Source organism: Amycolatopsis sp. WAC 04182 (assembly GCF_003947465.1).
GTDB lineage: Bacteria > Actinomycetota > Actinomycetes > Mycobacteriales > Pseudonocardiaceae > Amycolatopsis.
In genome coordinates this window covers 841,152-866,534 of the sequence record NZ_QHJJ01000003.1, presented here as the reverse complement: position 1 = coordinate 866,534, position 25,383 = coordinate 841,152, and the positions used below count along the sequence as shown (strand labels likewise).

The 25,383-nt window shown below is 69.1% G+C and carries 29 protein-coding genes; 13 read left to right on the top strand and 16 right to left on the bottom strand.

What is annotated here, in order from left to right:
• Positions 1 to 8 precede the first annotated feature (8 nt).
• The 4 genes from DMH01_RS17725 to DMH01_RS17710 are packed head-to-tail and all read left to right on the top strand — an operon-like array spanning position 9 to position 2,160.
• Complete coding sequence (locus tag DMH01_RS17725) at positions 9 to 1,151, top strand: Xaa-Pro peptidase family protein (RefSeq protein ID WP_125678093.1); 1,143 nt, start codon at positions 9 to 11, stop codon at positions 1,149 to 1,151.
• The gene (locus DMH01_RS17720) at positions 1,148 to 1,600 is read left to right on the top strand and encodes an Lrp/AsnC family transcriptional regulator (RefSeq protein WP_016334198.1); all 453 of its coding nucleotides are present in this window, start codon (positions 1,148 to 1,150) and stop codon (positions 1,598 to 1,600) included. The genes DMH01_RS17725 and DMH01_RS17720 overlap by 4 nt, the downstream gene beginning before the upstream one ends.
• 46 nt (positions 1,601 to 1,646) lie before the next feature.
• A complete protein-coding gene (locus DMH01_RS17715) occupies positions 1,647 to 1,874 on the top strand; it encodes a hypothetical protein (RefSeq protein WP_007035425.1) in 228 nt (75 codons plus the stop codon).
• Positions 1,861 to 2,160, top strand: coding sequence for a hypothetical protein (locus DMH01_RS17710; protein ID WP_005150941.1), 300 nt, complete (start codon positions 1,861 to 1,863; stop codon positions 2,158 to 2,160). The genes DMH01_RS17715 and DMH01_RS17710 overlap by 14 nt, the downstream gene beginning before the upstream one ends.
• Here DMH01_RS17710 and DMH01_RS17705 read toward each other — a convergent pair.
• Together DMH01_RS17705 and DMH01_RS17700 are read right to left on the bottom strand one after the other, a co-directional pair.
• Positions 2,157 to 3,230, bottom strand: coding sequence for a GDSL-type esterase/lipase family protein (locus DMH01_RS17705; RefSeq protein WP_199745524.1), 1,074 nt, complete (start codon positions 3,228 to 3,230; stop codon positions 2,157 to 2,159). The genes DMH01_RS17710 and DMH01_RS17705 overlap by 4 nt on opposite strands.
• Before the next feature lie 69 nt (positions 3,231 to 3,299).
• Positions 3,300 to 4,202, bottom strand: a complete 903-nt coding sequence (locus DMH01_RS17700) for a LysR family transcriptional regulator (protein ID WP_125678091.1) — start codon at positions 4,200 to 4,202, stop codon at positions 3,300 to 3,302.
• A 96-nt stretch (positions 4,203 to 4,298) separates the two neighbouring features.
• Here DMH01_RS17700 and DMH01_RS17695 point away from each other — a divergent pair, with 96 nt between their 5' ends.
• Positions 4,299 to 5,138, top strand: a complete 840-nt coding sequence (locus DMH01_RS17695; protein WP_125678089.1) for an oxidoreductase — start codon at positions 4,299 to 4,301, stop codon at positions 5,136 to 5,138.
• Between the two features lie 10 nt (positions 5,139 to 5,148).
• Here DMH01_RS17695 and DMH01_RS17690 read toward each other — a convergent pair whose 3' ends face one another.
• The 4 genes from DMH01_RS17690 to DMH01_RS17670 form a co-directional block, all read right to left on the bottom strand.
• Positions 5,149 to 5,778, bottom strand: coding sequence for a maleylpyruvate isomerase family mycothiol-dependent enzyme (locus tag DMH01_RS17690; protein WP_125678087.1), 630 nt, complete (start codon positions 5,776 to 5,778; stop codon positions 5,149 to 5,151).
• Positions 5,779 to 5,916: 138 nt separating this feature from the next.
• Entirely contained in the window at positions 5,917 to 7,212 is a 1,296-nt protein-coding gene (locus DMH01_RS17680) for a M20/M25/M40 family metallo-hydrolase (protein WP_125678083.1), read from the bottom strand.
• Complete coding sequence (locus tag DMH01_RS17675; RefSeq protein ID WP_007035431.1) at positions 7,205 to 8,032, bottom strand: M55 family metallopeptidase; 828 nt, start codon at positions 8,030 to 8,032, stop codon at positions 7,205 to 7,207. The genes DMH01_RS17680 and DMH01_RS17675 overlap by 8 nt, the downstream gene beginning before the upstream one ends.
• Positions 8,033 to 8,074: 42 nt before the next feature.
• Positions 8,075 to 8,671, bottom strand: coding sequence for a hypothetical protein (locus DMH01_RS17670; protein WP_233621576.1), 597 nt, complete (start codon positions 8,669 to 8,671; stop codon positions 8,075 to 8,077).
• Positions 8,672 to 8,956: 285 nt separating this feature from the next.
• Between DMH01_RS17670 and abc-f the strand changes: the two genes are divergently transcribed.
• The gene (gene abc-f / locus DMH01_RS17665; RefSeq protein ID WP_125678079.1) at positions 8,957 to 10,579 is read left to right on the top strand and encodes a ribosomal protection-like ABC-F family protein; all 1,623 of its coding nucleotides are present in this window, start codon (positions 8,957 to 8,959) and stop codon (positions 10,577 to 10,579) included.
• Here abc-f and DMH01_RS17660 read toward each other — a convergent pair.
• Positions 10,563 to 11,828: a family 1 glycosylhydrolase gene (locus tag DMH01_RS17660; RefSeq protein ID WP_125678805.1), complete on the bottom strand. Its 1,266-nt coding sequence runs from the start codon at positions 11,826 to 11,828 to the stop codon at positions 10,563 to 10,565. The two genes, abc-f and DMH01_RS17660, sit on opposite strands and share 17 nt — an antisense overlap.
• A gap of 181 nt (positions 11,829 to 12,009) precedes the next feature.
• Here DMH01_RS17660 and DMH01_RS17655 point away from each other — a divergent pair, with 181 nt between their 5' ends.
• Positions 12,010 to 12,855: an LLM class flavin-dependent oxidoreductase gene (locus tag DMH01_RS17655; protein WP_125678077.1), complete on the top strand. Its 846-nt coding sequence runs from the start codon at positions 12,010 to 12,012 to the stop codon at positions 12,853 to 12,855.
• Between the two features lie 170 nt (positions 12,856 to 13,025).
• On the top strand, positions 13,026 to 13,577 hold the full coding sequence (locus DMH01_RS17650; protein WP_125678075.1) for a CGNR zinc finger domain-containing protein: 552 nt from the start codon (positions 13,026 to 13,028) through the stop codon (positions 13,575 to 13,577).
• Here DMH01_RS17650 and DMH01_RS17645 read toward each other — a convergent pair.
• On the bottom strand, positions 13,566 to 14,318 hold the full coding sequence (locus tag DMH01_RS17645) for a PIG-L deacetylase family protein (protein WP_125678073.1): 753 nt from the start codon (positions 14,316 to 14,318) through the stop codon (positions 13,566 to 13,568). The genes DMH01_RS17650 and DMH01_RS17645 overlap by 12 nt on opposite strands.
• A 177-nt stretch (positions 14,319 to 14,495) precedes the next feature.
• Here DMH01_RS17645 and DMH01_RS17640 point away from each other — a divergent pair, with 177 nt between their 5' ends.
• Complete coding sequence (locus tag DMH01_RS17640; protein WP_125678071.1) at positions 14,496 to 15,575, top strand: glycoside hydrolase family 5 protein; 1,080 nt, start codon at positions 14,496 to 14,498, stop codon at positions 15,573 to 15,575.
• Between the two features lie 72 nt (positions 15,576 to 15,647).
• Here DMH01_RS17640 and sigJ read toward each other — a convergent pair whose 3' ends face one another.
• From sigJ to DMH01_RS17625, 3 genes are all read right to left on the bottom strand, one after another.
• On the bottom strand, positions 15,648 to 16,535 hold the full coding sequence (gene sigJ / locus DMH01_RS17635) for an RNA polymerase sigma factor SigJ (RefSeq protein ID WP_125678069.1): 888 nt from the start codon (positions 16,533 to 16,535) through the stop codon (positions 15,648 to 15,650).
• A gap of 67 nt (positions 16,536 to 16,602) precedes the next feature.
• Positions 16,603 to 17,640 (bottom strand): (4Fe-4S)-binding protein, encoded by a 1,038-nt coding sequence (locus tag DMH01_RS17630; protein ID WP_125678067.1) that lies wholly within the window; start codon positions 17,638 to 17,640, stop codon positions 16,603 to 16,605.
• Complete coding sequence (locus tag DMH01_RS17625) at positions 17,637 to 18,818, bottom strand: thiolase family protein (protein WP_125678065.1); 1,182 nt, start codon at positions 18,816 to 18,818, stop codon at positions 17,637 to 17,639. The genes DMH01_RS17630 and DMH01_RS17625 overlap by 4 nt, the downstream gene beginning before the upstream one ends.
• Before the next feature lie 89 nt (positions 18,819 to 18,907).
• Between DMH01_RS17625 and DMH01_RS17620 the strand changes: the two genes are divergently transcribed.
• Positions 18,908 to 19,354 (top strand): helix-turn-helix domain-containing protein, encoded by a 447-nt coding sequence (locus tag DMH01_RS17620; protein ID WP_125678063.1) that lies wholly within the window; start codon positions 18,908 to 18,910, stop codon positions 19,352 to 19,354.
• Between the two features lie 181 nt (positions 19,355 to 19,535).
• Here the strand turns inward: DMH01_RS17620 and DMH01_RS17615 are convergent, their stop codons facing one another.
• Both DMH01_RS17615 and DMH01_RS17610 read right to left on the bottom strand, forming a co-directional pair.
• Positions 19,536 to 20,114 carry a DUF2867 domain-containing protein gene (locus tag DMH01_RS17615; RefSeq protein ID WP_125678061.1) on the bottom strand — a complete coding sequence of 193 codons (579 nt, stop codon included), beginning with the start codon at positions 20,112 to 20,114 and terminating at the stop codon, positions 19,536 to 19,538.
• A complete protein-coding gene (locus tag DMH01_RS17610; protein ID WP_125678059.1) occupies positions 20,111 to 20,395 on the bottom strand; it encodes an antibiotic biosynthesis monooxygenase in 285 nt (94 codons plus the stop codon). Before DMH01_RS17610 ends, DMH01_RS17615 begins: the two co-directional genes overlap by 4 nt.
• 93 nt (positions 20,396 to 20,488) lie before the next feature.
• Here DMH01_RS17610 and DMH01_RS17605 point away from each other — a divergent pair, with 93 nt between their 5' ends.
• Positions 20,489 to 21,055 (top strand): TetR/AcrR family transcriptional regulator, encoded by a 567-nt coding sequence (locus DMH01_RS17605; RefSeq protein WP_125678057.1) that lies wholly within the window; start codon positions 20,489 to 20,491, stop codon positions 21,053 to 21,055.
• Complete coding sequence (locus DMH01_RS17600; protein ID WP_233621575.1) at positions 21,045 to 21,542, top strand: hypothetical protein; 498 nt, start codon at positions 21,045 to 21,047, stop codon at positions 21,540 to 21,542. Before DMH01_RS17605 ends, DMH01_RS17600 begins: the two co-directional genes overlap by 11 nt.
• Here the strand turns inward: DMH01_RS17600 and DMH01_RS43020 are convergent.
• From DMH01_RS43020 to DMH01_RS17590, 3 genes are read right to left on the bottom strand one after another with little or no spacing between them, the layout of a single operon-like run.
• Positions 21,487 to 21,633 (bottom strand): hypothetical protein, encoded by a 147-nt coding sequence (locus DMH01_RS43020; protein WP_199745523.1) that lies wholly within the window; start codon positions 21,631 to 21,633, stop codon positions 21,487 to 21,489. The two genes, DMH01_RS17600 and DMH01_RS43020, sit on opposite strands and share 56 nt — an antisense overlap.
• Positions 21,630 to 22,853, bottom strand: a complete 1,224-nt coding sequence (locus DMH01_RS17595; RefSeq protein WP_125678055.1) for a hypothetical protein — start codon at positions 22,851 to 22,853, stop codon at positions 21,630 to 21,632. Before DMH01_RS17595 ends, DMH01_RS43020 begins: the two co-directional genes overlap by 4 nt.
• The gene (locus DMH01_RS17590) at positions 22,850 to 23,215 is read right to left on the bottom strand and encodes a hypothetical protein (RefSeq protein ID WP_125678053.1); all 366 of its coding nucleotides are present in this window, start codon (positions 23,213 to 23,215) and stop codon (positions 22,850 to 22,852) included. Before DMH01_RS17590 ends, DMH01_RS17595 begins: the two co-directional genes overlap by 4 nt.
• A 111-nt stretch (positions 23,216 to 23,326) precedes the next feature.
• Here DMH01_RS17590 and DMH01_RS17585 point away from each other — a divergent pair, with 111 nt between their 5' ends.
• On the top strand, positions 23,327 to 25,117 hold the full coding sequence (locus DMH01_RS17585) for a hypothetical protein (protein WP_233621574.1): 1,791 nt from the start codon (positions 23,327 to 23,329) through the stop codon (positions 25,115 to 25,117).
• Positions 25,118 to 25,383 lie beyond the last annotated feature (266 nt).

Here is a 25,383-nt window from a genome sequence, read left to right as displayed (position 1 = left end):
TCGCCATCATGTCGCGCCGTTCCCTTCACAACCCAGCCCCCGACGCCGCCAGCCTCCGCGCCCGCCTCGACCGGGCCCGCGCCGCCGCGGCCGCCGCCGACACCGACGCCCTGCTGATCGCACCCGGCTCGGACCTGCGCTACCTCATCGGCCAGGCCGGGGGCTCCTTCGAACGGCTGACCACGCTGGTGATCCCGGCCGATGGCGTCCCGGCCCTGGTGCTGCCGAAACTTGAGGCCCCTGGTTACGCGGACGTCCCCGCCGACGAACTCGGTATCGAGATCGTCACCTGGGTCGACGGCGACAACGCGTACGAACTGGTCGCCGACCGGCTGGGCAAGCCGGGCCGCGTGGCGGTCAGCGACTTCACCCCGGCGCTGCACGTGCTCGCCTTCCGTGGCGCGCTCGGCGACGCGGAGCAGACGCTGGCCGGCCCGATCGTGCGCGAACTGCGGATGCGCAAGGACGCCGCCGAGATCCAGGCGCTGCGCGACGCGGGTGCCGCCATCGACCGCGTCCACGCCCGCGTGCACGAATGGCTGCGCCCCGGCCGCACCGAGGCCGAGGTCGGTGCGGACATCACCGCCGCCATCGTCGAGGAGGGCCACACCCACGCGGACTTCGTGATCGTCGGCTCGGGCCCCAACGGCGCCAGCCCGCACCACGACGTCTCCGAGCGGGTCATCGAGCGCGGCGACGTCGTCGTGGTCGACATCGGCGGCCCGATCGCCGAGGGCTACAACTCCGACTCCACCCGCACGTACGCGGTGGGCGAGCCGCGTGACGCCGACGTCGCCGAGACCTACGCGGTCCTGCAGCGGGCGCAGAAGGCCGCCGTCGACGCCGTCCGCCCAGGCGTCACCGCTGAGTCGATCGACGCCGCCGCGCGCGACATCATCGCCGAGGCGGGGTACGGCGAGTACTTCATCCACCGCACCGGTCACGGCATCGGCCTCGACGTGCACGAGGAGCCCTACATCATCAAGGGCAACGCGCTGCCGCTCGAACCGGGCATGGCCTTCAGCGTCGAACCCGGCATCTACCAGCCCGGCCGCTGGGGCGCCCGTATCGAGGACATCGTCGTGGTCACCGAGAACGGCGTCGAATCGGTCAACCAGCGCCCGCACGACCTGATCGTGCTCGACGCATGACCGGTTCCCTGGAGCCGCTGGATCAGGCCATCGTGCAGGAACTGGCCGCGGACGGACGGCGCAGTTTCACCGATCTGGCGGAGCGGGTCGGGCTTTCGGTTTCGGCGGTGCACCAGCGGGTGCGCCGCCTGGAGCAGCGCGGGGTCATCCTCGGGTACACTGCGCGGCTCGACGGCGAGCAGATCGGCCTGCCGCTCACGGCGCTGATCTCGCTGACGCCGAACGATCCGGCCGCTCCGGACGACTACCCGCAGCGTCTCGAGCACATCAAGGAGATCGAGTCCTGCTACTCGGTCGCGGGGGACGAGTCGTACATCCTCCTGGTCCGGGTGGCTTCGCCGCTCGGCCTGGAGGACCTGCTCCGCCGGATCCGGGAGTCCGCCAAGGTCTCGACCCGGACCACGGTGGTGCTGTCGACGCCGTTCGAGGGCCGTTCGCCCACCCTGTGAGAGCGGAAAACCGGTGGGCTTGCGCGACGCTGGTACGATAAAAGGTATGGCAACACGTAAGGTCACTCTCTCACTCGACAGTGGTGCGCTCGAGTTCGCCGAGCGGGCCGCGAAGGCACACGGGATCTCGGTCTCGTCGTGGTTGTCCAAAGCGGCCCGCAGGGAGGCCGTCCGCACCGGATACACCCCGCAGCGCGCCCCGGTCGAACCGTCCGCCGAATCGGACGAGGCCGAGCTGACCGCCGCGGAGAAGGATCTGCGTGCACAGGGGTGAAGTCTGGACGTACCACCCCCCGACCGAACCGGCACGGCAGCGCACCGTCGTCCTGCTGTCCTCGGACGGGGTGAACGAATCCGAGCGGCCGTGGCTGCTCGGCACCGAACTGCTGGACCGTGATCCGCAGGACATCCTCGGCGTCGCCGTCGACGCGCGGTATTGGGTCTCCACGCTGAACCTCACGCGCCTGTACCGGCCGTGGTTCGACGAGAAGATCGCGGAGATCGACCAAGAGGTCCAGGAGCGCATCGACATCGCGTTGCGCGCCGCACTCGACCTCTAGCGCGCGATCACCTCGGGCGCGGCGTGCAGTTTGCCGTCGGGGCCGGAGAGGCACGACGCGTTGCCGCCGCGGGCGGCGAGGAACTCGTTGAGGCAGTTCGCGATCTGCGCGTGTCCGTTCGCGTTGGGATGGAACGACTCCTGCAACGCGTGGCTCGCGCGGTCCACCTGGCCGAGGTCACGCAGCTGTAGCGTCAGCCTGCTGAACCACTCGTTCGCCGGGTCGCTGCTGCACGCCTCGTGCCCGGCGCCCGCGCGCGAAAGGTCGAGGAAGCGCGCGCTGGTCGCCCTCGACGCCTGCTTGAGCCCGTCCGACAGGACGGAGACGCCGTCACGGCGCATCCATTCGAGGTCCTCGGTGCGGAACGGGCAGCCGTTGAGGCTGCGGAGGGCCTCCGGGATCTGGGGGCCGACAGGCGAGGCGTACGACATCAGCACGAGCTGATAGTCCGTCGGGACATAGCCGGCCTGTGCCAACACCTTCTTGACGTCGGCGACGGCGTTGGTCACCTTCGGCACCATGGCGTCCACTTTGGACTTCCAGGTGGTGCGAAGCGCCGCACTGCACGGCGGATTCTGCGGGGAGAACCAAGCCTTGAAGCATTCGTTGACCTGAGCGGAGAACTTCGGCTCGTCGTTCGCGCCGATCGCGATCACCACCGCGGCGACCCGATGGTCCTTGATCAGGTTCGCGAGCTGTTGAGCCTGTGACGGCTCGGTCCACTGCTTGGCGTCGCCGAGGGCGACCTGCTCCGAGGGCGCCCCCGAACACGCGAGGTTCACGCGCGCGGTGACGTCGGGGATCTTGACCTGTTCGACGAAGGCGTTGGGGGAGCGGTGGCACCAGTTGCCGCCCTGCCCGTTGGTCGTGGGTGTGTAGTCGCCCGCGCCCTCGCCGGACACGGTGCTGTCGCCGATGGAGACGACCGTCAGCGGCCCCGTCCCCGGTGGGCCTTGGCGCGGGGACGGCTGCCCTGGGCGGCTTTCCGACCCGGTAAAGGCAATGAACCCGACGAGAACCACCACGAACGTGAGCGCCAGAGCACCCCACCACCACCGGAAACGTCGCATCGTCACCGGATTCTACGGACACGTGGCCCGACAGGGTGATCATGGCGGTGTGACGGTCGCGATGCCCGGTCAGCCCGCCGCCGTCAGGTCCGTCCCGGAGGCCAGTTCCGTCACGATGTCGAGCACACCGGGCAGTGCGGGCTTGTCGTTCGCCGGCGACCAGGCGACCACCGTCCGGGCGGTGTCGCCCACCAGCGGCACGAACACCACGCCGCTCCGGCGCAGGCTGTGCGAAGACCGGGCCAATCTCGTGACCCCGACGCCGGCGGCGACCAGACCGAGCAGGCCCTGGACGGTCGCCGCCCGCTGCACGACGCGCGGCGTGAATCCGGCCGCCTCGAATTCGTCGTCATAGCGGCGATGCCAGGGCTCCCACGAGGTTCGCGGTGTGAGCACCCAGGATTCGCCGGCCAGATCCGCGAGCTTCAGTTCGGTCGCGGACGCGAGCCGGTGCCCCTCCGGCAGGACGGCGCAGACCTCCTCGGTGATCAGGGTGCGGGTCTCGAACCCGTCGACGAGCGGAGGCCGGGTGAAGATCAGGTCGTAACGACCGCCGGTGAGCCCGTCGACGAGGGGTGCGATCTGGGTGTCGTCCGTGGTGAGGGTGAGGTCGGGAAGCCGCTCACGGACCGCGCGAACCACCGGCGGGAGCAGATAGTTGGCCGTGGTGGTGAGGAAACCGAGGTGCAGTGTGCCGATCTCGCCGCGCACCGCCCGGTTCAGCACCGACAGCGCCTCGTCGTTGCGCGCCAGTACGGCGCGGGCCTCCGGCAGGAACAGTGACCCGACTTCGGTGAGCCGGGTCCCGCGGGTGTCGCGTTGCAGCAGCTTCGCGCGGAGGAGCCGCTCCAGCACGGTGATCTGCTGTGAAAGGGACTGCTGGGCGATGTGCAGACGCCGCGCGGCCTTGGTGAAGCTCGCGTCCTCGGCGACGGCGACGAAATAGCGCAACTGCCGCAACTCGGGGGTCACAGGCTCCGACTGTAGCCGCACCAGGAAGCCGGTGTTGGCGACCGGGGCGCGATCTTCGCACGATGGATGCCAGGAACTTCACTGGAGGAAACAGGAATGACGAAGGAAACCGAGGGCCGCGTCTGGCTGATCACGGGCTGCTCGGCCGGGTTCGGCAGGCATCTCGTGCTGGCCGCGCTCGACGCCGGTGACCGCGTGATGGCCACGGCACGCCGTCCGGAGACACTGGCCGAACTGGAAGAGTTCGGCCAGGGCCGGGTGCGCACCGCCGCGCTCGACGTCACCGACCCGGCACAGGTCGAAGCCGCCGTGCAGGCGACTCTCGACGAATTCGGCCGGATCGACGTCGTGGTCAACAACGCCGGTCATGGTTCGGTGGGAGCGGTCGAAGAACTGACCATGACCGAGCTGCGATCCCTGATGGACGTGATGTTCTTCGGCGCCGTCGAGGTGACGAAGGCGGTGCTGCCCCACCTGCGCGAACAGGGTAGCGGCGCCCTCGTGCAGATGAGCTCGATGGGCGGGCAGCAGAGCCCGCCGGGTTTCGGGGCCTACTGCTCGGCGAAGTTCGCCCTGGAGGCGATGTCGGAGTCCTTGGCCGCCGAGGTCGCGCCGTTCGGCGTGCAGGTGCTGATCGTGGAGCCCGGCGCCTTCCGAACGGAGTTCGGCGGCAGCCGGTTGCAGCGCTCGCGGGTGATCGAGGCCTACCGCGAATCGACCGGCGCGATCCGGGACTTCGTCGAGGGGATGGACGGCTCGCAGCCCGGAGACCCGGCGAAGGCCGCGGCGGCGATCTTGAAGGTGCTCGAAAGCGACGCCCCGCCGCTCCGGCTCGCGCTCGGCGACGACGCTGTCGACGGGCTGCGAGCCGTGCACGAGGCCAGGGCGGCGGAGCTGGCGGCTTGGGAGTCCTTGAGCCGCTCCACCGCGCTCTGAGCCTTCGGCCTCAACGACCGTCCACTCTGGACGCGAGAATCACCGCGCCGGGTCCGGAAAGTTCGTCCAGTGCCACGGCCCGGCCGGCGATCGACAGCAAGAGCGCTTCCCCGGGCCCGCTGACTTCCGGCCCGGCCCCGGACGACCAGTCGAGGTCCGTGGCGACGAGCCGAAGACCGCGCGCCCGCTTGCGCGCCTTGATCGGCGGGGCGTATCGGGCGAAAGTCAGGGCGTGACGCAGCCGTTCCGGCGGTACCTCGCGGGGAAACCCCAGCGGGCGCCGGATGTCCTGGTGATGGAGGATCCCGTCGAGCAGCGCCACCCGTCCACCGAACGCCGAGGTCAGGCCGTGCGGTTCGAGGTACTCCTCGAATCGCGCAATCAGTTCCTCCGGTGTCCGGCCGGGTTTCCGTGCGACACCGAGCGCGTTCATCCGGTTCAGCCGCAGCCTGCCGCGGACGGCCTGGCCGAGCAGATCACGGAACCGCTGGGCGTCGTAGTCGACGACGTGGGCGACGACCTGCCGGACCGTCCACTCCGAACACAACGTGGGCGCGTCCCAGTGTTCGGGGGACAGCGTTCGCAGGAACGCGGCGAAGTCCGCCCGTTCGTCCCGGGCGAGTCGCGCGACGGTGTCCACTGGTGGCCTCCTGCTCACTCGTGGTCGAGCCATCCGCAAACGTAGTAGTTCGTGTCCTCGTTCCGCTCGACATACCAGGAATAGACGACGTCACCCGCGAGTTCGCCGCTGAAAGAGGTCTCGGAGGACTGTGGTCCCTCAGCAGTTCTCCAGGAAGTGCCGCAGCACCCGGGTGCCGAACCGCAGGCCCTCCACCGGGACACGCTCGTCCACACCGTGCGCCATCGCGCGATACGGGAAGCCTTCCGGCAGCCACAACGGCGCGAAGCCGTAGCAGTCGATCCCCAACGGGCTGAACGCCTTCGCGTCCGTACCGCCGCCCATGCAGTAGGGCACGACGACGGCTTCGGGGTCTTCTGAGCGCAGCGCCTCAGCCATCGCGTCGAACCACGGTGAATCCACGGGAGCCTGGACCGGCGGCTGGTGCGCGACGAATTCGCGCGTGACGCCCTCGCCGAGCATCGCGTCGAGCTCGGCGAACAGGTCTGGTTCGGTGCCCGGGAGGACGCGGACGTCCACCTGGGCCTCGGCCGAAGTCGGGATCACGTTCACCTTGTAGCCGGCGTCGAGCATGGTCGGCGTCGTGCTGTTGCGGACGGTCGGCACCACCAGTGCACCGGCGGGCCCGAGGCGGGCGATCGTTCCGTCCACATCGGACAGATCGATCGGGACGCCGAGCGCTTCCCCGGTGCGTTCCAGGAACGCTTGCACCGTCGGGGTCAGCTGGATCGGCCAGCGGTGCGCGGCGATCTTGCCGAGCGCGGTGACCAGCCGGATGACGGCGTTCTCGTCGTTGGGGCGCGATCCGTGTCCCGCGCGGCCCTTGGCGGTCAGGCGCAGGTGCGCCGTTCCGCGTTCGGCCGTCGCCACCGGATAGAGCCGCACGGACCGGCCGTCGGCGGCGGGGACGTGGTAGGTGTACGCGCCCGACTCGCTGATCGCGGCCGCGCAACCGTCGAACAGGTCCCGGTGCGTCGCGGCGAGCCAGTGCGCCCCGTACTCGCCCTTGTCCTCCTCGTCGGCCACGAAAGCCAGGACGATGTCCCGCCGCGGCCGGACACCCGTGGCGAGGGCGGCGAGCACCATCGCGCAGAAGTCCTTCATGTCGACCGCGCCGCGGCCCCAGAGGAAGCCGTCGCGGACCTCGCCCGAGAACGGATCCACCGACCAGTCGGCGGCGTCGGCCGGGACGACGTCGAGGTGCCCCTGCACGAGCAGCGCGGGCAGACTCGGGTCGGTGCCGGGCACCCGGGCGATCACGTTCGCGCGGCGGGGTGCGGACTCGATGATCTTCGAGCCGATCCCGAGCCCCGAAAGCAGCGACGCGACGTACTCGGCCGCCTCGCGCTCGCCTTCGGAGTCCCCGTCGCCGCGGTTCGTGGTGTCGAACCGGATCAGCCGCGAACAAACGTCGACGACATCCAACTCAGCCATAGATACCCTGCACCGCCCCGGCCGCGATCGCCGTGACGATCTTGAACGCCTTCATCGCTTCGGTCATGTCCGGCGCGTCGAAGCCGACCCGCCGCACGCCGATCTGTTCCACCGTCGGGATCACCGCCGCGGCCTGCGCGAGGTGGCTCGCGTCGAACTCGACCTCGATGCGGTGCGGCGTGGTGAATCGCTCGACCCGGCCTGCCCGGTTCATCGCGTCCGCCGCGGCCGAGCTCAGCAGCTCGGCCGTCCTGGCGGGCGGCAGGCAGATCGCGGCGTACCGGCTGACGCATTCCTTCACCGTGACCAGTTCGGCCTCCGGCGCGTAGTCCTGGGCGTCGTCGCAGGCCTTGTCGTCACCGGAAACGACGAGCACCGGAACGCCGTACTCGGCGGCCATCGCGGCGTTCAGCCTGCCTTCGCTGGCGGGTACGTCGTCGAGCCACACGCCGGTGATCTGGTTCTCGAGGTACGTGTGGGACAGGACGCCGTCGAAGCCCGCGCCGGCGTGGTAGCCGAGGAAGACGACGCCGTCCACGCCGGTGTCGATGCCTTGCATCATCGAGAGCGGCTTGTGCCTGCCGGTGAGCATGCGCGCCCGGCCGTCGAGGTCTTCTAGCAGGAGATTCCGCTGGGAGGAATGCGCTTCGTTGACCAGCACGTCGGTGGCGCCGGCGTCGAACAGGCCCGCGATGGTGGCGTTGACGTCACCGGTGAACAGGCGGCGGAATCGTTGCCACTGCTCGGTACCGGGGATGACGTCCTCGGTCCAGGTGACGCCGGTGGCGCCCTCCATGTCCGCCGAGATCATGATGCGCATGCGGGGCACCTTAGCCGAGGCTCTGTGCCTTCGCCGCCGGGATCAGGGCCAGGAACCGGAACGCGGGTACACCGCCCAGGCACGCTCCCAAGCCGCCGCGCGCTGCCGGTCGAGCACCAGCCGGACGACCCGGTGGACCAGAACGAGCGCGGCGACCACGGCGAACCAGAGCCAGAGGCCGACGAGCACGGAATCGAACACCGCCGTCGACGCGTTCCTCGGCGCTGAAGTGAGCTGACCGCGGGCGTCGATCCAGATCGGCACGGCCGATCCGGCGGGGCTGCCCGGTGTCGCGAGGACACCACCGGTGTGCCGCGCTCCGCGCGAGTCGGCCCAGGTCGCCTGGGTGGTGGAGTTGTCGGTCCCGACGCTCTCGCTGTCGACGATGCGGACGGGCGCGGCCGTAAGCAGATACGCGGTGGCGGCTTGACGTCCAGAGGCGTCGGCGGCGGCCGCGGCGACCTGCCTGCCGTGGTTGGCCGAGCCGGCGGCCGCCGCGACCGGGATGGCGAGCAATGCCGCGAGGATGACGAGCTTGAGCACCAGGGCTTCGAACCGGTCGGAGCCGCGGGCCAGCGAGTTACGACCAGGGAAGAGCCGTCGTCCGAACCGGGCGATCGGACCGCTGGACCCGTGCACGAGGAACCCCATTCCCTCAGACCGCGAAAACCTCCGGCTTCGATTCTCGGTCACCGGGGCGCCGCTGTCGCGGTATGGGGACACAGACCACTCTGTGAACCCGTACACAACCTTTAATTCGTTTTACCCGTCCGCGTTCCCCCGCTACCGTCTTCGGCATGGGGATTTTCTTCACTCTGTGATTCTCGCCTTCGACGCGGCCCTGGCGTAGAGCCTTTCGCTCCGCCGGGCCGCGTCCTTCCGCATGTTCTCTTCTTCCCTTGCGAGAATCAGGAGGACGCCCCTGTGCGTACCCCGCATCGAAATCCCGGAACACAACTCGTGCTCTCCGGCGTCACCAAGCGTTTCGACGACCACGTCGTACTCGACCAGGTTTCCTTCACCGTCAAACCGGGGGAGAAGGCGGGCGTCATCGGCGACAACGGCTCGGGCAAGTCCACGTTGCTGAGGCTGATCGCCGGCCGGGACCGGGCGGACAACGGCACGGTGACCGTCACCGCGCCCGGCGGCGTCGGCTATCTCCCGCAGACGCTGGAACTGCCCGACACCGCCACGGTCGGCGACGCGATCGACCTCGCGCTGGCCGACATCCGGGACCTCGAGTCACGGCTGCGGGCAGCCGAAACAGCGCTCGAAACCGCCGAAGACCTGGCCGCGTACGGCGACCTCATGGCCGCCTACGAAGCCCGTGGCGGTTACGAGGCCGATGCCAGGGTGGAGGTCGCCCTGCACGGACTCGGGCAGCCGGGCCTCGATCGCGGCCGGGCGCTGGGCAGCCTGTCCGGCGGTCAGCGGTCCCGGCTGGCGCTCGCGGCCACCCTGGCCGCGTCACCCGAACTGCTGTTGCTGGACGAGCCGACCAACGATCTCGACGACGAAGCCGTCGCCTGGCTGGAGGACCACCTTCGCGGGCATCGCGGCAGGATCGTCGCGATCACCCACGACCGGATGTTCCTCAGCCGGGTCACCGGCACGATCCTCGAGGTCGACGCGGATCGCCGGACCGTGCAGCGGCACGGCAACGGTTACGCGGGTTACCTCGCGGCGAAGGAGGCCGCGCGGGCCCGGTGGGTCCGCGAGTACGAGGAGTGGAGGTTGGAGAAGGCCCGGTACGAACGGATGGCGGACGTCAACATCGACCGGTTCTCGGCGATCCCGCGCAAGGCTCCGGCAGCCTTCAGCGGCGCCGGCGCGTTCCGGGCCCGGTCCCGGGCGCACGGGGCGATGAGCCGGATCCGATCGGCTCGCGAGCGGATCCAGCGGCTCGAGGCGGACCGCGTTCCGCCGCCGCCCGAGCCGCTCCGGTTCACCGCACGGATCGCCGCGGGGGAGACCGAGGCCGATCGGTACGTGGTGAAGGTGGACGACGTGTCGGTCGACGGTCGTCTGCCGCGGACGTCGCTCAGCGTGCTGCCCGGCGAACGGGTCCTCGTCACCGGGCCCAACGGGGCTGGCAAGACGACCCTGATGCGGGTGCTCGCCGGTGAGCTGACGCCGTCGACGGGGTCGGCGGAGCGGACGGGCCGGATCGGGTTCCTGCACCAGAACGGCGGACTCGCCGCCGATGCCCGAACCGTTCTGGCGGTCTTCGCCGGGGACGGTGACGAGGACGAGGCGGCCGAGAGGTTGCTGTCGCTGGGCCTGTTCCGGGCGCCGGATCTGCGCAAACCGGTCCGCGACCTGTCCATCGGGCAGCGGCGCAGGCTCGAACTGGCCAGGCTCGTGACGGCCAAGACCGATCTGCTGCTCCTCGACGAGCCGACCAACCATCTCGCCCCGGATCTCGTGGAGGAGATGGAGCAGGCACTCGCGGAGTACTCCGGCGCGCTCGTGGTCGTCACGCACGACCGGCGGATGCGGCGGACCTTCGAGGGCAGACGGCTGGAACTGGTCACTTCAGCGGCATGAGCGGTCCGTCCACTTCGGCCGGATTGAGGCAGCTGTTCAGCCCGTCCACGAGGGAACAGGTCCCCGGACCGCGTTTGAGCCGGAAGCCCTGCGGCACGCCACCCGCCGTCACCAGAGCCTGGTACGCGGGGACGGCGTCCGTGGGGCGCCGGGTCAGCGCGGGATCGGTGAGAGCGTCCACTGTGTACAGTCCGAACCGGGCGCGATAGCTGCCCCATTCGTAGTTGTCGGTGAGGCTCCAGTAGTTGTAGCCGATGAGGTTCATCCCGTCGGCCTTGGCTCGCTGGAGCCAGTACGCCGTGTCGCGGACGTGGTCGCCGCGGGTGTAGTCCGCGTCGCGGAGTTTCCCGTTGTCGGTCGCCATGCCGTTTTCGACGATGTAGAGCGGCAGCCGCGGAAACCGGTTGTGGTAGCTGCGAAGCGCGTAGTAGATGCCTTCGGGCTGGAGCTTCACGTCCCAGAACTTGTCGGTCGCCGCGGCGAACACCGTCCAGTTGTCGATGCTCAGGCCGTAGTAGTAGTCGATCCCGATGAAGTCGAGCTTGTCCTTGACCTGGTCGAGGAAGAACCAGTCGGCCATCCCGTTGACGCCGGTGATGTAGGCCTGGTTGCTGGTGACCTTCGAGGTCGGGTCGAGTTCGTGGATCAGGTCGTAGGCCCGCCGGTGCGCCTGGACGATGGTGGACTGCGCCGCGAAGTACCGCGTCGCGTTCAGCGCGCCGACCTTCTGTTCGTTCTTGAGGAAGATGAGCGGCTCGTTGAACGTCACCCAGAGGACGTCCTGCCCGGCGTAGCGCTGGACGATCTTCCGGCTGAACTCCAGCCACGCGTCGGCGGTCCGCGTCTCCGCCCAGCCGCCCTGATCGAGCGCCCAGCCCGGGTAGACCCAGTGGTTGAGCGTGATTATCGGGGTCATGCCCGCGGCCCGGACCTGCCGGAACACGTCGTCGTAGAAGGCCAGTTCGGTCTCGTCCCACCGTCCGGGCGAGGGTTCGACGCGAGCCCACTCGATGCCGAACCGGTAGGTGTTGACGCCGAGCCCCGCCGCGAGGCGGATGTCGTCGGCGTAGCGGTGCCGGAAGTCCACGGAGTCGCGGTATTCGTCGACGCCGTCCTTGCCCGCGGAACGGTCCACGAACCGCTTCCAGTTGCTGTCCGGAGCGCTGCCCTCGGACTGATAGCCCGACGACGCGACACCCCAGTAGAAGTCGCGGGACCAGCCGTCGTCCTGCGATGCGGACGCGTTCACCGCCGAAAGTGTCGCGCATAGTGAGACGGCGACCACCGAGGACAGCACCCGGCGTAACCTTCCCCGATGCTCCGGCCACTTCGTCGATCGTTCACCAGTGTCCGCCATCCACGGGACGCTAACGTGGGTGAACGGCGTAAACAAGCGGCCGTCCGGGGACTTCGACGATGACGTTGGGGAGATGATCGACTTGACCGGCAGCACGGTCCGACACGCCGTCTATCTGCCGCCTTTCGGCCCGTTCGGTGAGCCGGGAGTGCTCGTCGACCTCGCCGTGCGCGCCGAGGCCGCGGGCTGGGACGGGTTCTTCCTGTGGGACCACGTGGTCGCGGACACCATGCCCATCGCGGATCCGTGGACGACGCTCGGCGCCATCGCGCACGCCACCGACCGGCTGCTGTTCGGCCCGATGATCACCCCGCCCGCCCGGCGCCGCCCGTGGGTGGTCGCCCGGCACGCGTCGACGGTCAGCAGGCTTTCCGGCGGGCGGCTGATCCTCGGCACCGGGCTCGGTTCCGACGAATCCGGTGACTTCAGCCGGTTCGGTGAGCAGACCGATCTGCTGACCCGATCGGCGATGTTCGACGAGGGCCTGGACGTCATCCGCGCGATCTGGTCCGGCAAGCGCTTCGACCACGACGGCGCGCACTACCAGGTCGCGCTCGCCGAGGCCCCGCCCGAGCCGTTCCCGATCCCGATCTGGGTGGCGAGCTCCACCGACAATCCGCGCGTCGTCCGGCGGGCGGCGTTGTGCGACGGGATATTCCCGAATCCGGAGGACCACACGCCGACCGCCGAGGAGATCGCGGAGACCCACCGTGCGCTCGGTCTCGCCGGGCTGGAGCCGGGCCGTCCCTTCGACGTCGCGGTCGCCGGGAACGCGAGCCCGGCGTGGGAGGAGCCGATCAAGGTCGACCTGCCCGCGCTGGGGCAGGCCGGGATGACGTGGTGGATGGAGTCGCTGATGCATCTCGACCCGCTGGAGCTTTCGCAGAAGATCGTGGACGCCGGCCCGCCTCGGTGGTGATACGTCCGTGAAGAGGCTGGCCCGCAGCGCTCTGTCCACAGTGGACTTATGATCCGCCGTCCGCCGGATTACGTTGCGCCAAAAGCCTTCATCGCCCTTGCGGCACCGCACGCCTTTGATAGCGTCACCGCGGCGTCCTGCGAACCAGTGACGCTCGGGGGAGGGGCGGAATGCATGCGATGCGGCTGGAAACCGGGGTCACGCTGGTCAACGCGTTGTCCGGGGAGCATGTCCACGGCAGGCCGAAACCCACCCTTCAGGGCCAAGACCTGATCCACGCCGCCACTGAAGTGCTCGGAACCGGGAACGGTCAGGTCGATCTTTTGACCGCGGAACGGCTGCGGAATCTCGCCTCGCGCCTGCGGGAGATCATCGAGTCGCTGTCCCGGCGGGACCCGGACCGGGCGGCCGGGCTGCTCAACCGGATGCTCGTCGACAGCAAGGCGCGGCCGTCCCTGCATCGCCACGGCGAACAGTCGTGGCATCTGCATTTCCACGGTCCTGAAGCCGACCTCGTCCAGCAGTGGGCGGCGGGTCTCGCGGTGTCCGTGGCCGCGGCGCTCGGCGACGACGTCCCGCATCGCGTCGGGTTGTGCGCGGCGCCGCGGTGCGACGAGGTGTACCTCGACGCGAGCCAGGCGCAGATCAAGCGGTTCTGCGGCCTGGCCTGCCAGAACCGGGTGAAGGCCGCCGCGTACCGCGCCCGCCGCTCAGGATCGTGAGCCTCGCGGTGTCGCGTCGACGTACCACTCGCGGTTGAACACGAGTCCGAAGAGTGGCGCCGGAAGCCGGGTGATCACGCGCATCAGCGGGGCGAGCCTGCCGTTCCCCTTCACCTGCGAGGAGTGGGCGGCGATCGCGGCCTGCTTCTGGCTGGCGAAGCGGCGGACGTCGAAGGTGTGCGTGATCTCGGACTTGGCGCTGTAGGCGCGGAGAAGCGCGTCGACGTCGTAGCGGAACGGGATCCGTGACAGGCGCACGATCCGCACCAGGCGCGCGACGACGTCGCGGGGAATCGTGGCCTCCAGCAGCCGGACATCGCCGGCCAGTTCCGCTGCCCGCTTGCCGACCTCGTGCACCTTGACGTGGTCGCGGTGACCGTAGCCGCCGTTGCGGTCGTAGCTCAGCAGAACCGAAGCGCCCTCTTCGCGAAGGATCGCCACGAGCCGGGCCGCCGCTTCGTCGGTGCTCGCGCGGACGAAACGGACCCAGCCCGGCGGGTCCGGATAGAGGATCGCGCCGTGGCCGCTGCCGGCGTAACCGAGATGGACGACGCGTGCGACGCCCAGCACCTTCGCGCTCGCCTCGAGTTCGGCCCAGCGCGGTGCGTCCGCACCCTGCATGCCGATCGTGGCGACGACGAGGACGACACGGTGGCCGTCCGCGGCGGCGCGGGCGAGGGTGCCGCCGGTCAGCAGGGCTTCGTCGTCCGGATGGGCGTGGAAGGCCACGATGGTCGTCACACTCCGAGCATGCCAGTGGTCGTCGAAACGGTGGGTGGTGGACTCTTGACCGTCCGTCGACCCTGTGGGTAATCTTCCCTTTACTTTCCAATAGTAAGGAAAGTTTCCTATTTAACTCCGCCGCCCTGACCGTCGGCGCGCCACCGTCGGTGCCGTCGACGCGAGAGGAGAAGCCGAATGCGTTGGGACAAGATCCGTCTCCGGGTGACGGCCGCACTGGCCGCCGGACTGCTGGCCCCGGTCGCGGCCGCGAGCACGTCGATGGCGACCGAGACCGCGGCAGAGCCCGCAACGCAGGCAGCCGCCGCGCTGCCGCCGGGGAGCCCGGCGGCGGTCAACGGACAGCTGAAGGTCTGCGGCCTCCAGCTCTGCAACTCCGCCGGCAAGCCGATCCAGCTCCGTGGCATGAGCACCCACGGGATCCAGTGGTACAGCCAGTGCGTGAAGACCGCTTCGCTCGACGCGCTGGCCAACGACTGGAAGGCCGACGTCCTCCGGATCTCGATGTACATCCAGGAAGGCGGCTACGAGACCGACCCGCGCAAGTTCACCGACATGGTGCACGGGTACATCGAAGAGGCCACCAAACGCGGGATGTACGCCCTGGTCGACTGGCACCAGCTCACCCCCGGCGACCCGAACGCGAACCTCAGCCGCGCCAAGACGTTCTTCACCGAGATCGCCCAGCGGCACAAGGACAAGACCAACATCATCTACGACATCGCGAACGAGCCCAACAACGTCAGCTGGGATCGGGTCCGCAGCTACGCGGAGCAGATGATCCCGGTCATCCGCGCCCAGGACTCCGACGGCGTCGTGCTCGTGGGCACGCACGGCTGGGGCTCGCTCGGCATCTCCGACGGCCGCAACGAGACCGACATCATCAACAACCCGGTGCGCGCCAGCAATTTCATGTACACCTTCCACTTCTACGCGGCGTCGCACAAAACCGAGTACTTCAACGCGCTGAGCCGCGCGGCGAGCAAGATCCCGCTGTTCGTGACCGAGTTCGGCACCCAGACCGCCAGCGGTGACGGCGGGAACGACTTCACCAACTCGCAGAAGTACCTCGACTTCCTCGCGTCGAAGAAGATCAGCTGGACCAACTGGAACTTCTCCGACGACAGCCGTTCGGGCGCGGTGTTCAAGCCGGGCACCTGCTCGGGCAGCTCGTTCACCGGCACGGCTCCGCTGAAGCCCGCCGGTGTCTGGATCCGGGACCGCATCCGCACCGCGGACAACTTCCCGACCTCCTGATCCCGGCAGCGCGCACGTCAGGAAAGGGTCGTTCAGGACGTTTTTCGTCCTGAACGACCCTTTCCTGACATTTCAGCCGAGGGGTTCGAAGTCCAGCGCGGCGAGCCGGTCCGGATCGGCGAGGATGTCGATCGCCGCGATCTTCCCGCCCACGACGGTGAACGCGAAGACCGTCGTCGGTACGCCGTCCTTGGTGACGACCATCCCGGCCGCGCCGTTGACCAGCGCGGGCCGCAGCTCCCCGCCCTCGCCCGCAGACCGGAACATGAGCGCCTGGCTCGCGATCTTGGCCGCACCGCGCACGAAACGCGTGGTCCCCGCCGGAGCCGCGCCGCCCTCGGCACGCAGGATGACATCCGGGTCGAGCACCGAAACCAGCGCGTCGAAGTCGCCGCCCCGGGCGGCGGCGAAGAACGCGTCGACGACTTCCCGCTGACGGCTCAGATCCGCGTCAGGGACCGTCGGCGAACCCTGCAGACGGCGGCGCGCGCGGCTGGCGAGCTGCCGGGTCGCCGCGGAAGACCGGCCCACGATCGGCGCGATCTCGTCGAACGGCAGGGCGAACATGTCGTGCAGGACGAACGCCAGCCGCTCGGCGGGGTCCAGGGTGTCGAGCACGACCAGGAGCGCCAGGCCGACCGAGTCCGCCAGCAGAGCTTGGTGTTCCGGGTCGACCCCGCCCTCACGGCCGATGATCGGGTCGGGCAGCTGCGCGCCGACCGGCTCTTCCGGCCGCGACTTGCGAGAGCGCAGCATGTCGAGACAGATCCGGCCGACGACGGTGGTCAGCCAGCCGCCGAGGTTGTCCACGTCGCCGGAGTCCGACCGGCTCAGCCGCAGCCACGCCTCCTGCACGGCGTCGTCGGCTTCGCTCAGCGAACCGAGCATCCGGTACGCCACCGCCCGCAGATGCGTCCGGTGTCCTTCGAAACGCCGCGCCAGCCAGTCGTGTTCGTCCACGGTCCCCATCCTTCATCGATCAGTCGTAACCCTGACGCGTGGGGGATCGAAGATGTGACAGCGTGGCTCAAGGCCGTGCCGGATAGCCGCCGTCGACCTCCTTCACCGGCTTGTGGGGGAAACGACGTTCGGCGTAGGCCTTCGCCGCCGATCCTTCTCGCACGTACAACGTCTCCACCTTGTCCTGCAACGGTTTCAAGACGGTTCCGAGAAAGCCGCGACGGTCTTCGAGGTACGGGCCGAGCACGTCATCGCCCGCCGGGCAGACCGCCATGCAGTACGCGGCCTTGTAGTTCGGCTTGAACGCGAGGCTCTGCCACATCGACACGTTCTCCGCGTCGGTCACCCTGGACCGGAAGTCGGCGGCGTCCTCGCTGTCGGCCACGGTCTGGGCCCAGTCGGTGAAGCCGCTCATGAACTCGCGGTAGTTGTGCGTCGAACAGGCGAGGAAGTCGAACTCGCCGGTCTTCGAGATCGCGCCGATGGGGCAGGCGGCGACGCACAACTTGCATTCCAGGCAAGGGTTGTAGTCGAGGGCTTCGCCGTAGGTGGACACCTCGGCGTCGACGAGCAACGTCGCCAGGAGCACGAAGTTGCCGAACTTCGGGTGGATGACGTTGCGATGCAGCCCCATGGCGCCGAGACCGGCCGCGACGGCGACCGTCTTGTGCGCGACGACCCAGATCCGGCCGGGATAGTGCTCCATCTCCATCGGGAACGTCGCGGACGGGTTGATCGCGCGGTATCCGGCGTCTTGCAGCGTCCGGACGATCGTGTGCCCGGCCTCGTTGATGATCTCGCCGCCGCGGTGGAACTCCTGGTTGGCGACGCTGCGGGCGGGGGAGCGGACGTCGTCACGGTTCATCCGCACCACGAGCGACACAAGGGTCTTGGTACCGGGCAGCGCGTGTTGGACGTGCTCGCGTTCGCCCGCCAGATCCGGATGGTCGAGCGAGACGGCGGCCGCGTCGTCGGCGCCGGCGGCGAGGCAGATCTCCTTGAGCCAGGTGGCGTCGATCACCGGGGACGGCTTGTCGCGCGGTTTGGCGAGTACCGCCCGCACCGACGGATGGTCCGCCAGTTTCTTGGGGAGCCTGCCGGTCACAACGCCTCCAAGATGGTCGCGTTGGCCTGGCCGCCGCCTTCGCACATCGCCTGCAGGCCGTAGCGGGCGCCGTGGTGGTGCAGCGCGTTGACCAGCGTGCCCATCAGGCGGGTCCCGCTCGCGCCGAGCGGATGGCCCAGCGCGATCGCGCCGCCGTGGACGTTGACCTTGGCCGGGTCGGCCCCGGTTTCCTGCTGCCACGCCAGCACGACACTGGCGAACGCCTCGTTGATCTCGAAGAGGTCGATGTCCGCCAGGCGCAGACCCGCGCGCCGCAGCACCTTCTCCGTCGCCGGGATGACCCCGGTGAGCATGAGCAGCGGGTCTGATCCCGTGACGGCGAAACTGTGCAGGCGGGCGCGCGGACGGAGGCCCAGCCGGGCGGCGGTCTCGCTGGAGGTGATGAGCAGGGCGGAGGCGCCGTCGTTGATCGGGCTGCTGTTGCCCGCGGTCACCGACCAGTCGATCTGCGGGAATCGCGCGGCGACGGCCGGATCCCGGAACGCCGGGCGCAGCTTGGCGAGCGTTTCGAGATCGGTCCCCGGCCGGACGGACTCGTCGGTGGCCACCCGGCCGGACGGTGTCTCGATCGGCACGATCTGGCTCGCGAACCGCCCGAGTTCGTGCGCCCGCGCCGCCTTCCGGTGCGAGGACATCGCGAACTCGTCCATCGCCTGGCGGCCGAGCGACCACTTCGCGGCGATGAGTTCGGCACTGATCCCTTGGGGCACCAGGCCTTCCGGGTAGCGGGCGGCGACGCCGGGGCCGAGCGGATCGGTGCCCGGCAGGACGTTCGACCACATCGGGACGCGGCTCATGGACTCGACGCCGCAGGCGATGACGACGTCGTACGCTCCGGCCATCACGCCCTGCGCGGCGAAGTGCACGGCCTGCTGACTGCTTCCGCACTGCCTGTCGACGGTGGTCGCCGGCACGGTTTCCGGCAGCCCGGCCGCGAGCGCCGCCCACCGCGTGACGTTCTGGGCCTGTTCGCCGACCTGGTCGACCGCGCCGCCGATGACGTCGTCGATCAGCTCCGGATCGAGGCCGTTGCGTCGGACGAGAGCCTGCAGCGTATGGGCGAGCAGCTGGACCGGATGGACCCCGTGCAGGGCACCACCCGGTTTGCCCTTGCCGATCGGGGTACGGACGGCGTCGACGATGACCGCGTCGTGCACGGCTGCCTCCACTGGTGAGTTGGTTTCTCCAACTCACTCTGGCACCGAGTGGGTTGGAAATCAAGACTCACTGGGTTTACGCTGGTCGCATGACCGAAGGACCGAGGGACTGCTCGATCGCCAACGCGATGGAGGTGATCGGGGAGCGCTGGAGCCTGCTCGCGCTGCGCGAAGTGTTCTTCGGTGCGCGGCGGTTCGACCAGATCGTCCGCAACACGGGGGCGAGCCGGGACATCCTGACCGCGCGGCTGCGGAAACTCGTCGAGACCGGGATCCTCGAGAAACGGCTCTACGAGGAGCATCCGCCGCGCTACGAGTACGTGCTCACCGAGGCCGGGCACGCGCTCAACCATGTGCTGCTGAACCTCATGGCGTGGGGCGACGCGTACGTCACGGAGGGGCCGCCGCCGACGGTGTGGCGGCATTCGTGCGGCGAAGTCCTCGCGCCGGAGACCGTCTGCGCGCATTGCCGGGAACCGGTGCGGGAGAAGGACATGACACTAGTGCGGAGCAGCCGTCGCGCCACGTCCTCGTGACTGGATGGACGACACGACGCGCGGCCCGGTTTCATCGCGAGTCGTCTGCCTGAACACGCGTGTCGTCCATCCCGACACGTGTGTCGTCCATCCAGTCACGCGAAAACGCCACCGGCACATCGGCAGTAGGTACCTGAGACACGGTTGGCTCTAACCGTCCTCACCACCTACGGGGTCGAGTTCAGGAGCGGCTCGTCCACTCCCGGGCGATCATCCGCATGAGCGCCGGATAGATGATCAGGTACCGGAACGGCTTGATGAAGCCCATGTACACCCGGCCGAACAGCCCGTTGGGTTTGACCAGGACCGCCATCTGGCCGCGATACCCGCCCTGCCCGTCCTCGACCCAGGCGATGTGCAGGACGCCGTGCATGGTCCGGTTCGCCATTTCGGCGGCGAATTCGTCGTCGAGCCGGTAGAGCGGGGTGAACGGCAGCCAATCCTCGTCCGGGCCGGTGGGTGTGTCGCGGAGGTCTTCCGGCAGCCTGCCGCGGAGCGATCCCACCCGGGTGTCGAGGCCGGAATTCCGTTCGTCCAGCCCGAAGAGGCCGCCGAGCTTCCAGCGCAGCGCCCACAGTGCCCGGACGGGGAGCGGTGCCCCATCGGGGAAATTGCCTGACGAGAACTGCTGCACCAGCTTGCCGAAATCGTCCGGCCCGCCGGGTGTCCCGAGCGCCCAGACGTCTTCGAGGTCGAAGTCCCCGGCGATTTCGTGGATCCGCCACGGGCGGACGGTGTGGGCCGTGTTCGCGAGTTTCATGCCGACACCAGCTGGACGATCTCGCGCGGGCGGACTTCGCGGTCGTCGAAGGCGACGTCCACGTCCGCCGAGCCCAGAGCCCGCATCGAGGCCGCTTGTGCCGCCGCGGATTCCCAGCGCACGATCGACACCACGGCGTCGCCCGCGGCGGTGACCCAGCATTCGGCGGCGAGGCAGCCCGGAGTGGAGCGCAAGACGTCGGCGACTCGCCGGACGCGCGAGACGAATTCGTCGTGATGATCGGTGTGCGGGTAATGCGTGGCCACGAATCCGACAGTCATCGTCGTTGTTCCTCCCAGTGAACTTCCGCCATCTATACGGTAGCGTATATATCGTCCTCGTGGTGCCGGAGTGACGAGAGATACGGTGATCCCATGGCCGCCGAAACCCGGACCCCGCCGAGCGCCTGGATCGACGCGGGGCTGCGCGCCCTCGCCGCCGGAGGTCCCGACGCCGTGCGCGTCGAGGCGCTCGCGAAAGCCTTGGGTGTCACCAAAGGCGGGTTCTACGGCCATTTCGCCGATCGGGGCGCGCTGCTGGAGGGAATGCTCGCCACCTGGGAGCGGATGAGCACGGATCTGCTCTTCGAGAGCGTCGAGAGTGAAGGCGGCGACGCCAGGGCGAAGATCCGGCGCGCGGGTCTGCTCGCCGGTGATCGTCTCCTGCCGATCGACCTCGCCATCCGGGATTGGGCCCGGCGCGACCCGGCGGTGGCCGAGCGGCTCCGGCGGGTCGACAACCAGCGAATGGACTACCTGCGTTCCCTCATGCGCGAGATCTTCGCCGACGAAGACGAGGTCGAGGCCCGCTGCCTGCTCGCGTTCTCGCTCCTGATCGGCAAGCACTTCATGGCCGCCGACCACGGTGGCCGCACTCGGGACGAGGTCACCGAGCTGGCCGGAGCGCTGCTCCTCGGCGGGCGGCCCGGTCATGACGGCTGAGGCGGGCCACCGGCTCCTGGCTTTCCTGCGCGAGCTTCAGGCGGTGAAGGTCGCGGATTCGACGTGGGAGTTCGGCGGCCCGGAGTGGGAAGCGGCGGTGGACGTCGTGCCGCGCCGCTGGCTCGCGCTGGCGTTCGAGGCGCTGGACCCCGTGACGGGCAAGCGTGCCACCTACGACATCGACACCGATCTCTACGACCTCTCGCAGGACAGGCAGCGCGAGTTCGCGGAGGAGATCGAGCGCGACATCATCGAGTTCCTCGACAACCTGAGAAAGGGTGCCGTCCTGCGCGGGAACGACGGAGCGAAGTTCGTGCTCGTCTTCCCTCTGGACGGCTCCTATGTTCGCGTCGTGCAGGGGAGCTTCATCGGCAGCGCGTCCACGTACCCTGATCTCGCCGCCGCGCTGGCCGGTGGTGACTACGTCCCCCTCAGTCGTCCTCATCCTCAGGCGTGGTCGGGACCTGCTTGCGCGCGACGTAGATGAGCAGCCCGATGATCACCACGGGGCCGACGAAGATGAGGATCTCGTCCCAGCCGCCCTGGTGCATCATCACCACCCGCGCCGCGATGGTCATGAGCCCGAGACCAGCGCGATCCCGAGCGCGGTGTAGCCGATCATCAGCGCCAGCATGGGGTACTGGCCCACCTTGACGTAGTTCGCGCGCAGCACGCCGACGGAACGGTCATGCGCCGAGGTTACGGCCAGCACGTGCCCGGCGACGATCCCGGCGATCTGCACCAGCGCGATCACGCTTGCCGAGACGACCGTGTAGTCGATCGCGCGGCCGAATCCCTGCTGTCCGGAGAACACGGCGAACGAGAAGTAATGCGCGACGGTGTAGCCGACCATGATCGGGATCAACGACGGCGCGAACGCCGGATAGGGGTCGAACCCTCGGCGCAGATACGGCCTGGTCAGGCTGATGGCGCCGGCGTAGGCGCCGTAGGTGAGCGCGATACAGGCCCCGAGCCCGGCGGTGCCGCCGAGGACACCGGCGTCCAGCGACGTCCAGAACGGAAGCCGGGTGAGACCGTCGAACGCCGTCGAGCCGAGCACCACCAGCACCAGCGCGGTCAGCCAAGGCGCGGGGGAGATGGTGAGCAGGCCGTCCAGCGGATTCCGGATCACCAGGCGCCCATCCGCCCGCCTGCCGAAAGGGGAGAGGGCCGCGATCAGGCGTGCGTAGACCTCGAAGGCATCACCGCGGTCGAGCCAGCGCGGACCGAACACCACGCCGAGAGCAATGTGTATAACGGCATATACGGTGGCGAAAAGGGCGATCGCCCTGGGCGAGTCCGAGTGCGGGAACACCAGTTCCAGCCATAGAAACGCCAGGAGGCCGGCGATCGCGGGCAGGTAACCCAGCCGGTCCGGGAGTTCGCGCTGTCGCGCGGGGATCAGCCCCGCGACCGTCCTCAGTGGATTCAGTCGCCGCCAGACCGGGCCGAACAGGAGCGAGAGCGGAACGAGTCCGACCCAGAACCAGACGTAGAACCACGCCGGTGCCGGGTTGTCGGCCGAGTTGTCCGGGCCCGCCCATGCCATCGCGAGAAAGCCCGCGAACAGCGCCACGCCGAGCGCGCGCGCCGCGATCCGTGAGAACACGCCGTCGATGAACCGTTGCAAGGCGAGGGGGAGGGGGCGGCCGGCGTCGGCGCCGCGGAGTTTCGGCTCCTTCCAAAGCACGGTGAGCGCGAAGAAGGAGGCCACGACGGCGGCCGCTCCCGCGTAGAGCGCGAGCCACAGCGGGACCGGCAGATCGGACCGGCCGCCGAGACCGTGCGCCAGGATCATCCGCTCACCCGGAGCTTGGTCACCGCCGCGCCGCTCTTGTGCAGTTCCACCTCGAAGATCCCGTCGATGTTCGCGGTGAAGGCGACCGTCCCCGGAACCCCGGGCGACAGCTGGGCGGCCTTGTCGTAGCCGTGGACGTGTAGTTCGTCCGGCTGGTCCGAGGTGACTTCGAGTGCGACGTTCTCGCCGGTGCGCACCGCGACCTCCTCCGGTCCCGCCGTGCGCTTGCCCTCGGTGATCGAGAACTTGACGGTCCGGGTGCCGGTGCCCGGCGCCTGCTCGGAGCCGGTCGATCCCGAACAGCCGGTCACGGCCAGCAGTGCGGCCACGGTGATCCCGCGGATCGCGCCGATCCTCCGCATCGAGGTGCCTCCAAGTCGTACGCCCCGGCTTGCCCGGCCGGGACCTTGCCCCTATCGTGTTACCCCAAGGTAACAGTTACTTAGGTTAGCAGGAAGGCGAGCACGGTGTTCATGGCTCAGGAGAGCCCGCCTGCCGGCGGCGCGCAATTCGGGCAGATCGTCATCGCGGGCCTGATGTTCACCGCGGTCTTCCTGCCCTTGGCCCTCTTCGTGCTCCGCGAGCGCGCGGGGAAGCGGACGGTCTTCGGCCGCGTCGCCGACTGGATGGGTGAATTCAGCGGTCTGCCGCGCTGGGCGGCGCTGCCGATGTTCGTCGCCTTCCTCTCCGGGATGTCGGCGCTGATCGGCGTCTACTGGGACGTGCCGATCCACATGGAGCTCGGCCGCGACGAAGGTCCGCTCGCGAACCCGTCGCACTACCCGATCTACTTCGGACTGATGGGCATCTTCGCCAGCGGCGTGCTCAGCGCGACCCTCGCGACGAAGGATCTGCCCAAGCGCACGTTCAAGATCGGCCCGCACTGGCGGGCGCCGATGGGGTCCATCCAGATGATGGCGACCGGCCTGGTCGGTATCGCCGGGTTCCCGCTCGACGACGTCTGGCACCGCCTGTTCGGCCAGGACGTCACCGAATGGGGACCGACGCACGTCCTGATGATCGGCGGCGGTGTCTGTGTCGTGCTGGGCCTGCAACTCCTGCTCGGCGAGGCCCGCCAGGTCGGCGCGACCGGACCGGTCGTGCGCCTGCTCGGCCCGGTGCTCGCCGGTGCCTGGATGATGGGTGCTTCGGCGTTCCTCATGGAGTTCGACCTCGGCGTCCCGCAGTTCCCGATGCTGTCGCAGGTCGTGCTCGTCGGTCTGATCGGCGCCTGGACCCTGACCTACGGGCGGCTGTCCTGGGGGCCGGGCGGCGCGCTGATCGTGCTCGCGGTCTTCCTCGCGTCCCGTGCTTCGTTCGCCGTCATCCCGCTGTTCGCCGACCTGCACGTGGCCTCGCTGCTGCCGTACGTCGCCGAAGCGCTGATCATCGAGATCGTCGCCCTCGCGATGCGAAACCGGAAGGGCTACACGTTCGCCGTTGTCGCCGGCTTGCTCGTGGGGACGGCCGGGATGCTCGCCGAAGCGGCGTTCACCCAATGGTTGATGCCGAACCCGTGGCCTGCCGCCCATCTGCCGCTGTTCGTCCTGTTCGGGACCGGCGCCGCCCTCGCGGGCGCGTTCATCGGTGTCTGGCAGTACCAGCGGGTGGAGGAGACGGCGACGCGGGTGCCCGCGGCGGGGCCCCGGCACGCGGTCGGGCTCGTCGGCGCGCTGGGCGCGGTCGCCCTGATGTCGGCGGTCGCCGTCCCGCAGGATCCGGAACCGGGGTTCACCGCCGACGTCCGGCTGACCGAGGCCGCGACCGGCCTGCCGATCTCGAATCCGCACGGCGGCGGCACACCCCGCTGGGTCGACGCGACCGTCACGATCTCGCGGCCGGACCTGGCCGACGACGCCGTGTGGCTCACCGGTTTCGCTTGGCAGGGCGGCGACTTCTTCACCGCGCCGCTGGAGAAGATCGGCGACGGGGTGTACCGCACCGCCCAGCCGTTGCCGGTGTTCGGCCAGTGGAAGACCGGGATCCGCGTACACGTCCCGAACCGGGTGATGGGGCTCGCCCCGATCTACGCGCCTGCCGACCCGGCCGCGAACGCGCCGTCGATCGACGCGACGTCCGGGACGCGTCCGTTCATGTCGGAGATCGAGTTCCTGCAACGGGAACGGAAGTCGGACACGCCCGCCGTGCTCTGGACGGTCGCGTACGTGACCGTGGGGCTCATCTTCGCCGGTATGTGGGCACTGTTCGCGTGGCTCTACGCGGCCGCGGCCACCGCGCGCCGGCGTGAGGTCTCGGTCGGCTGACCCGCGAAACGCTTTGCTCGCACTTCGTCGCACGTATCGATTGGGCATCATCGCGCGCAAGGCTTCTGCAAGCCCGCTTCCCTTGAATACCCAGGACACTGCACGTGGGGCCGGTTCGCGCGCCGAAACGGTGACACAATGCAACGCCCGCGAGACGTAAAGTAGCTGTCGACCACGCGACGGCATCCGCTGTGCACGATCGGTATTGGCGAGTCATTGCGCGGTTACCGCGACATGTGGTTACTTTTCCGCCTCGGGGGTTGGGT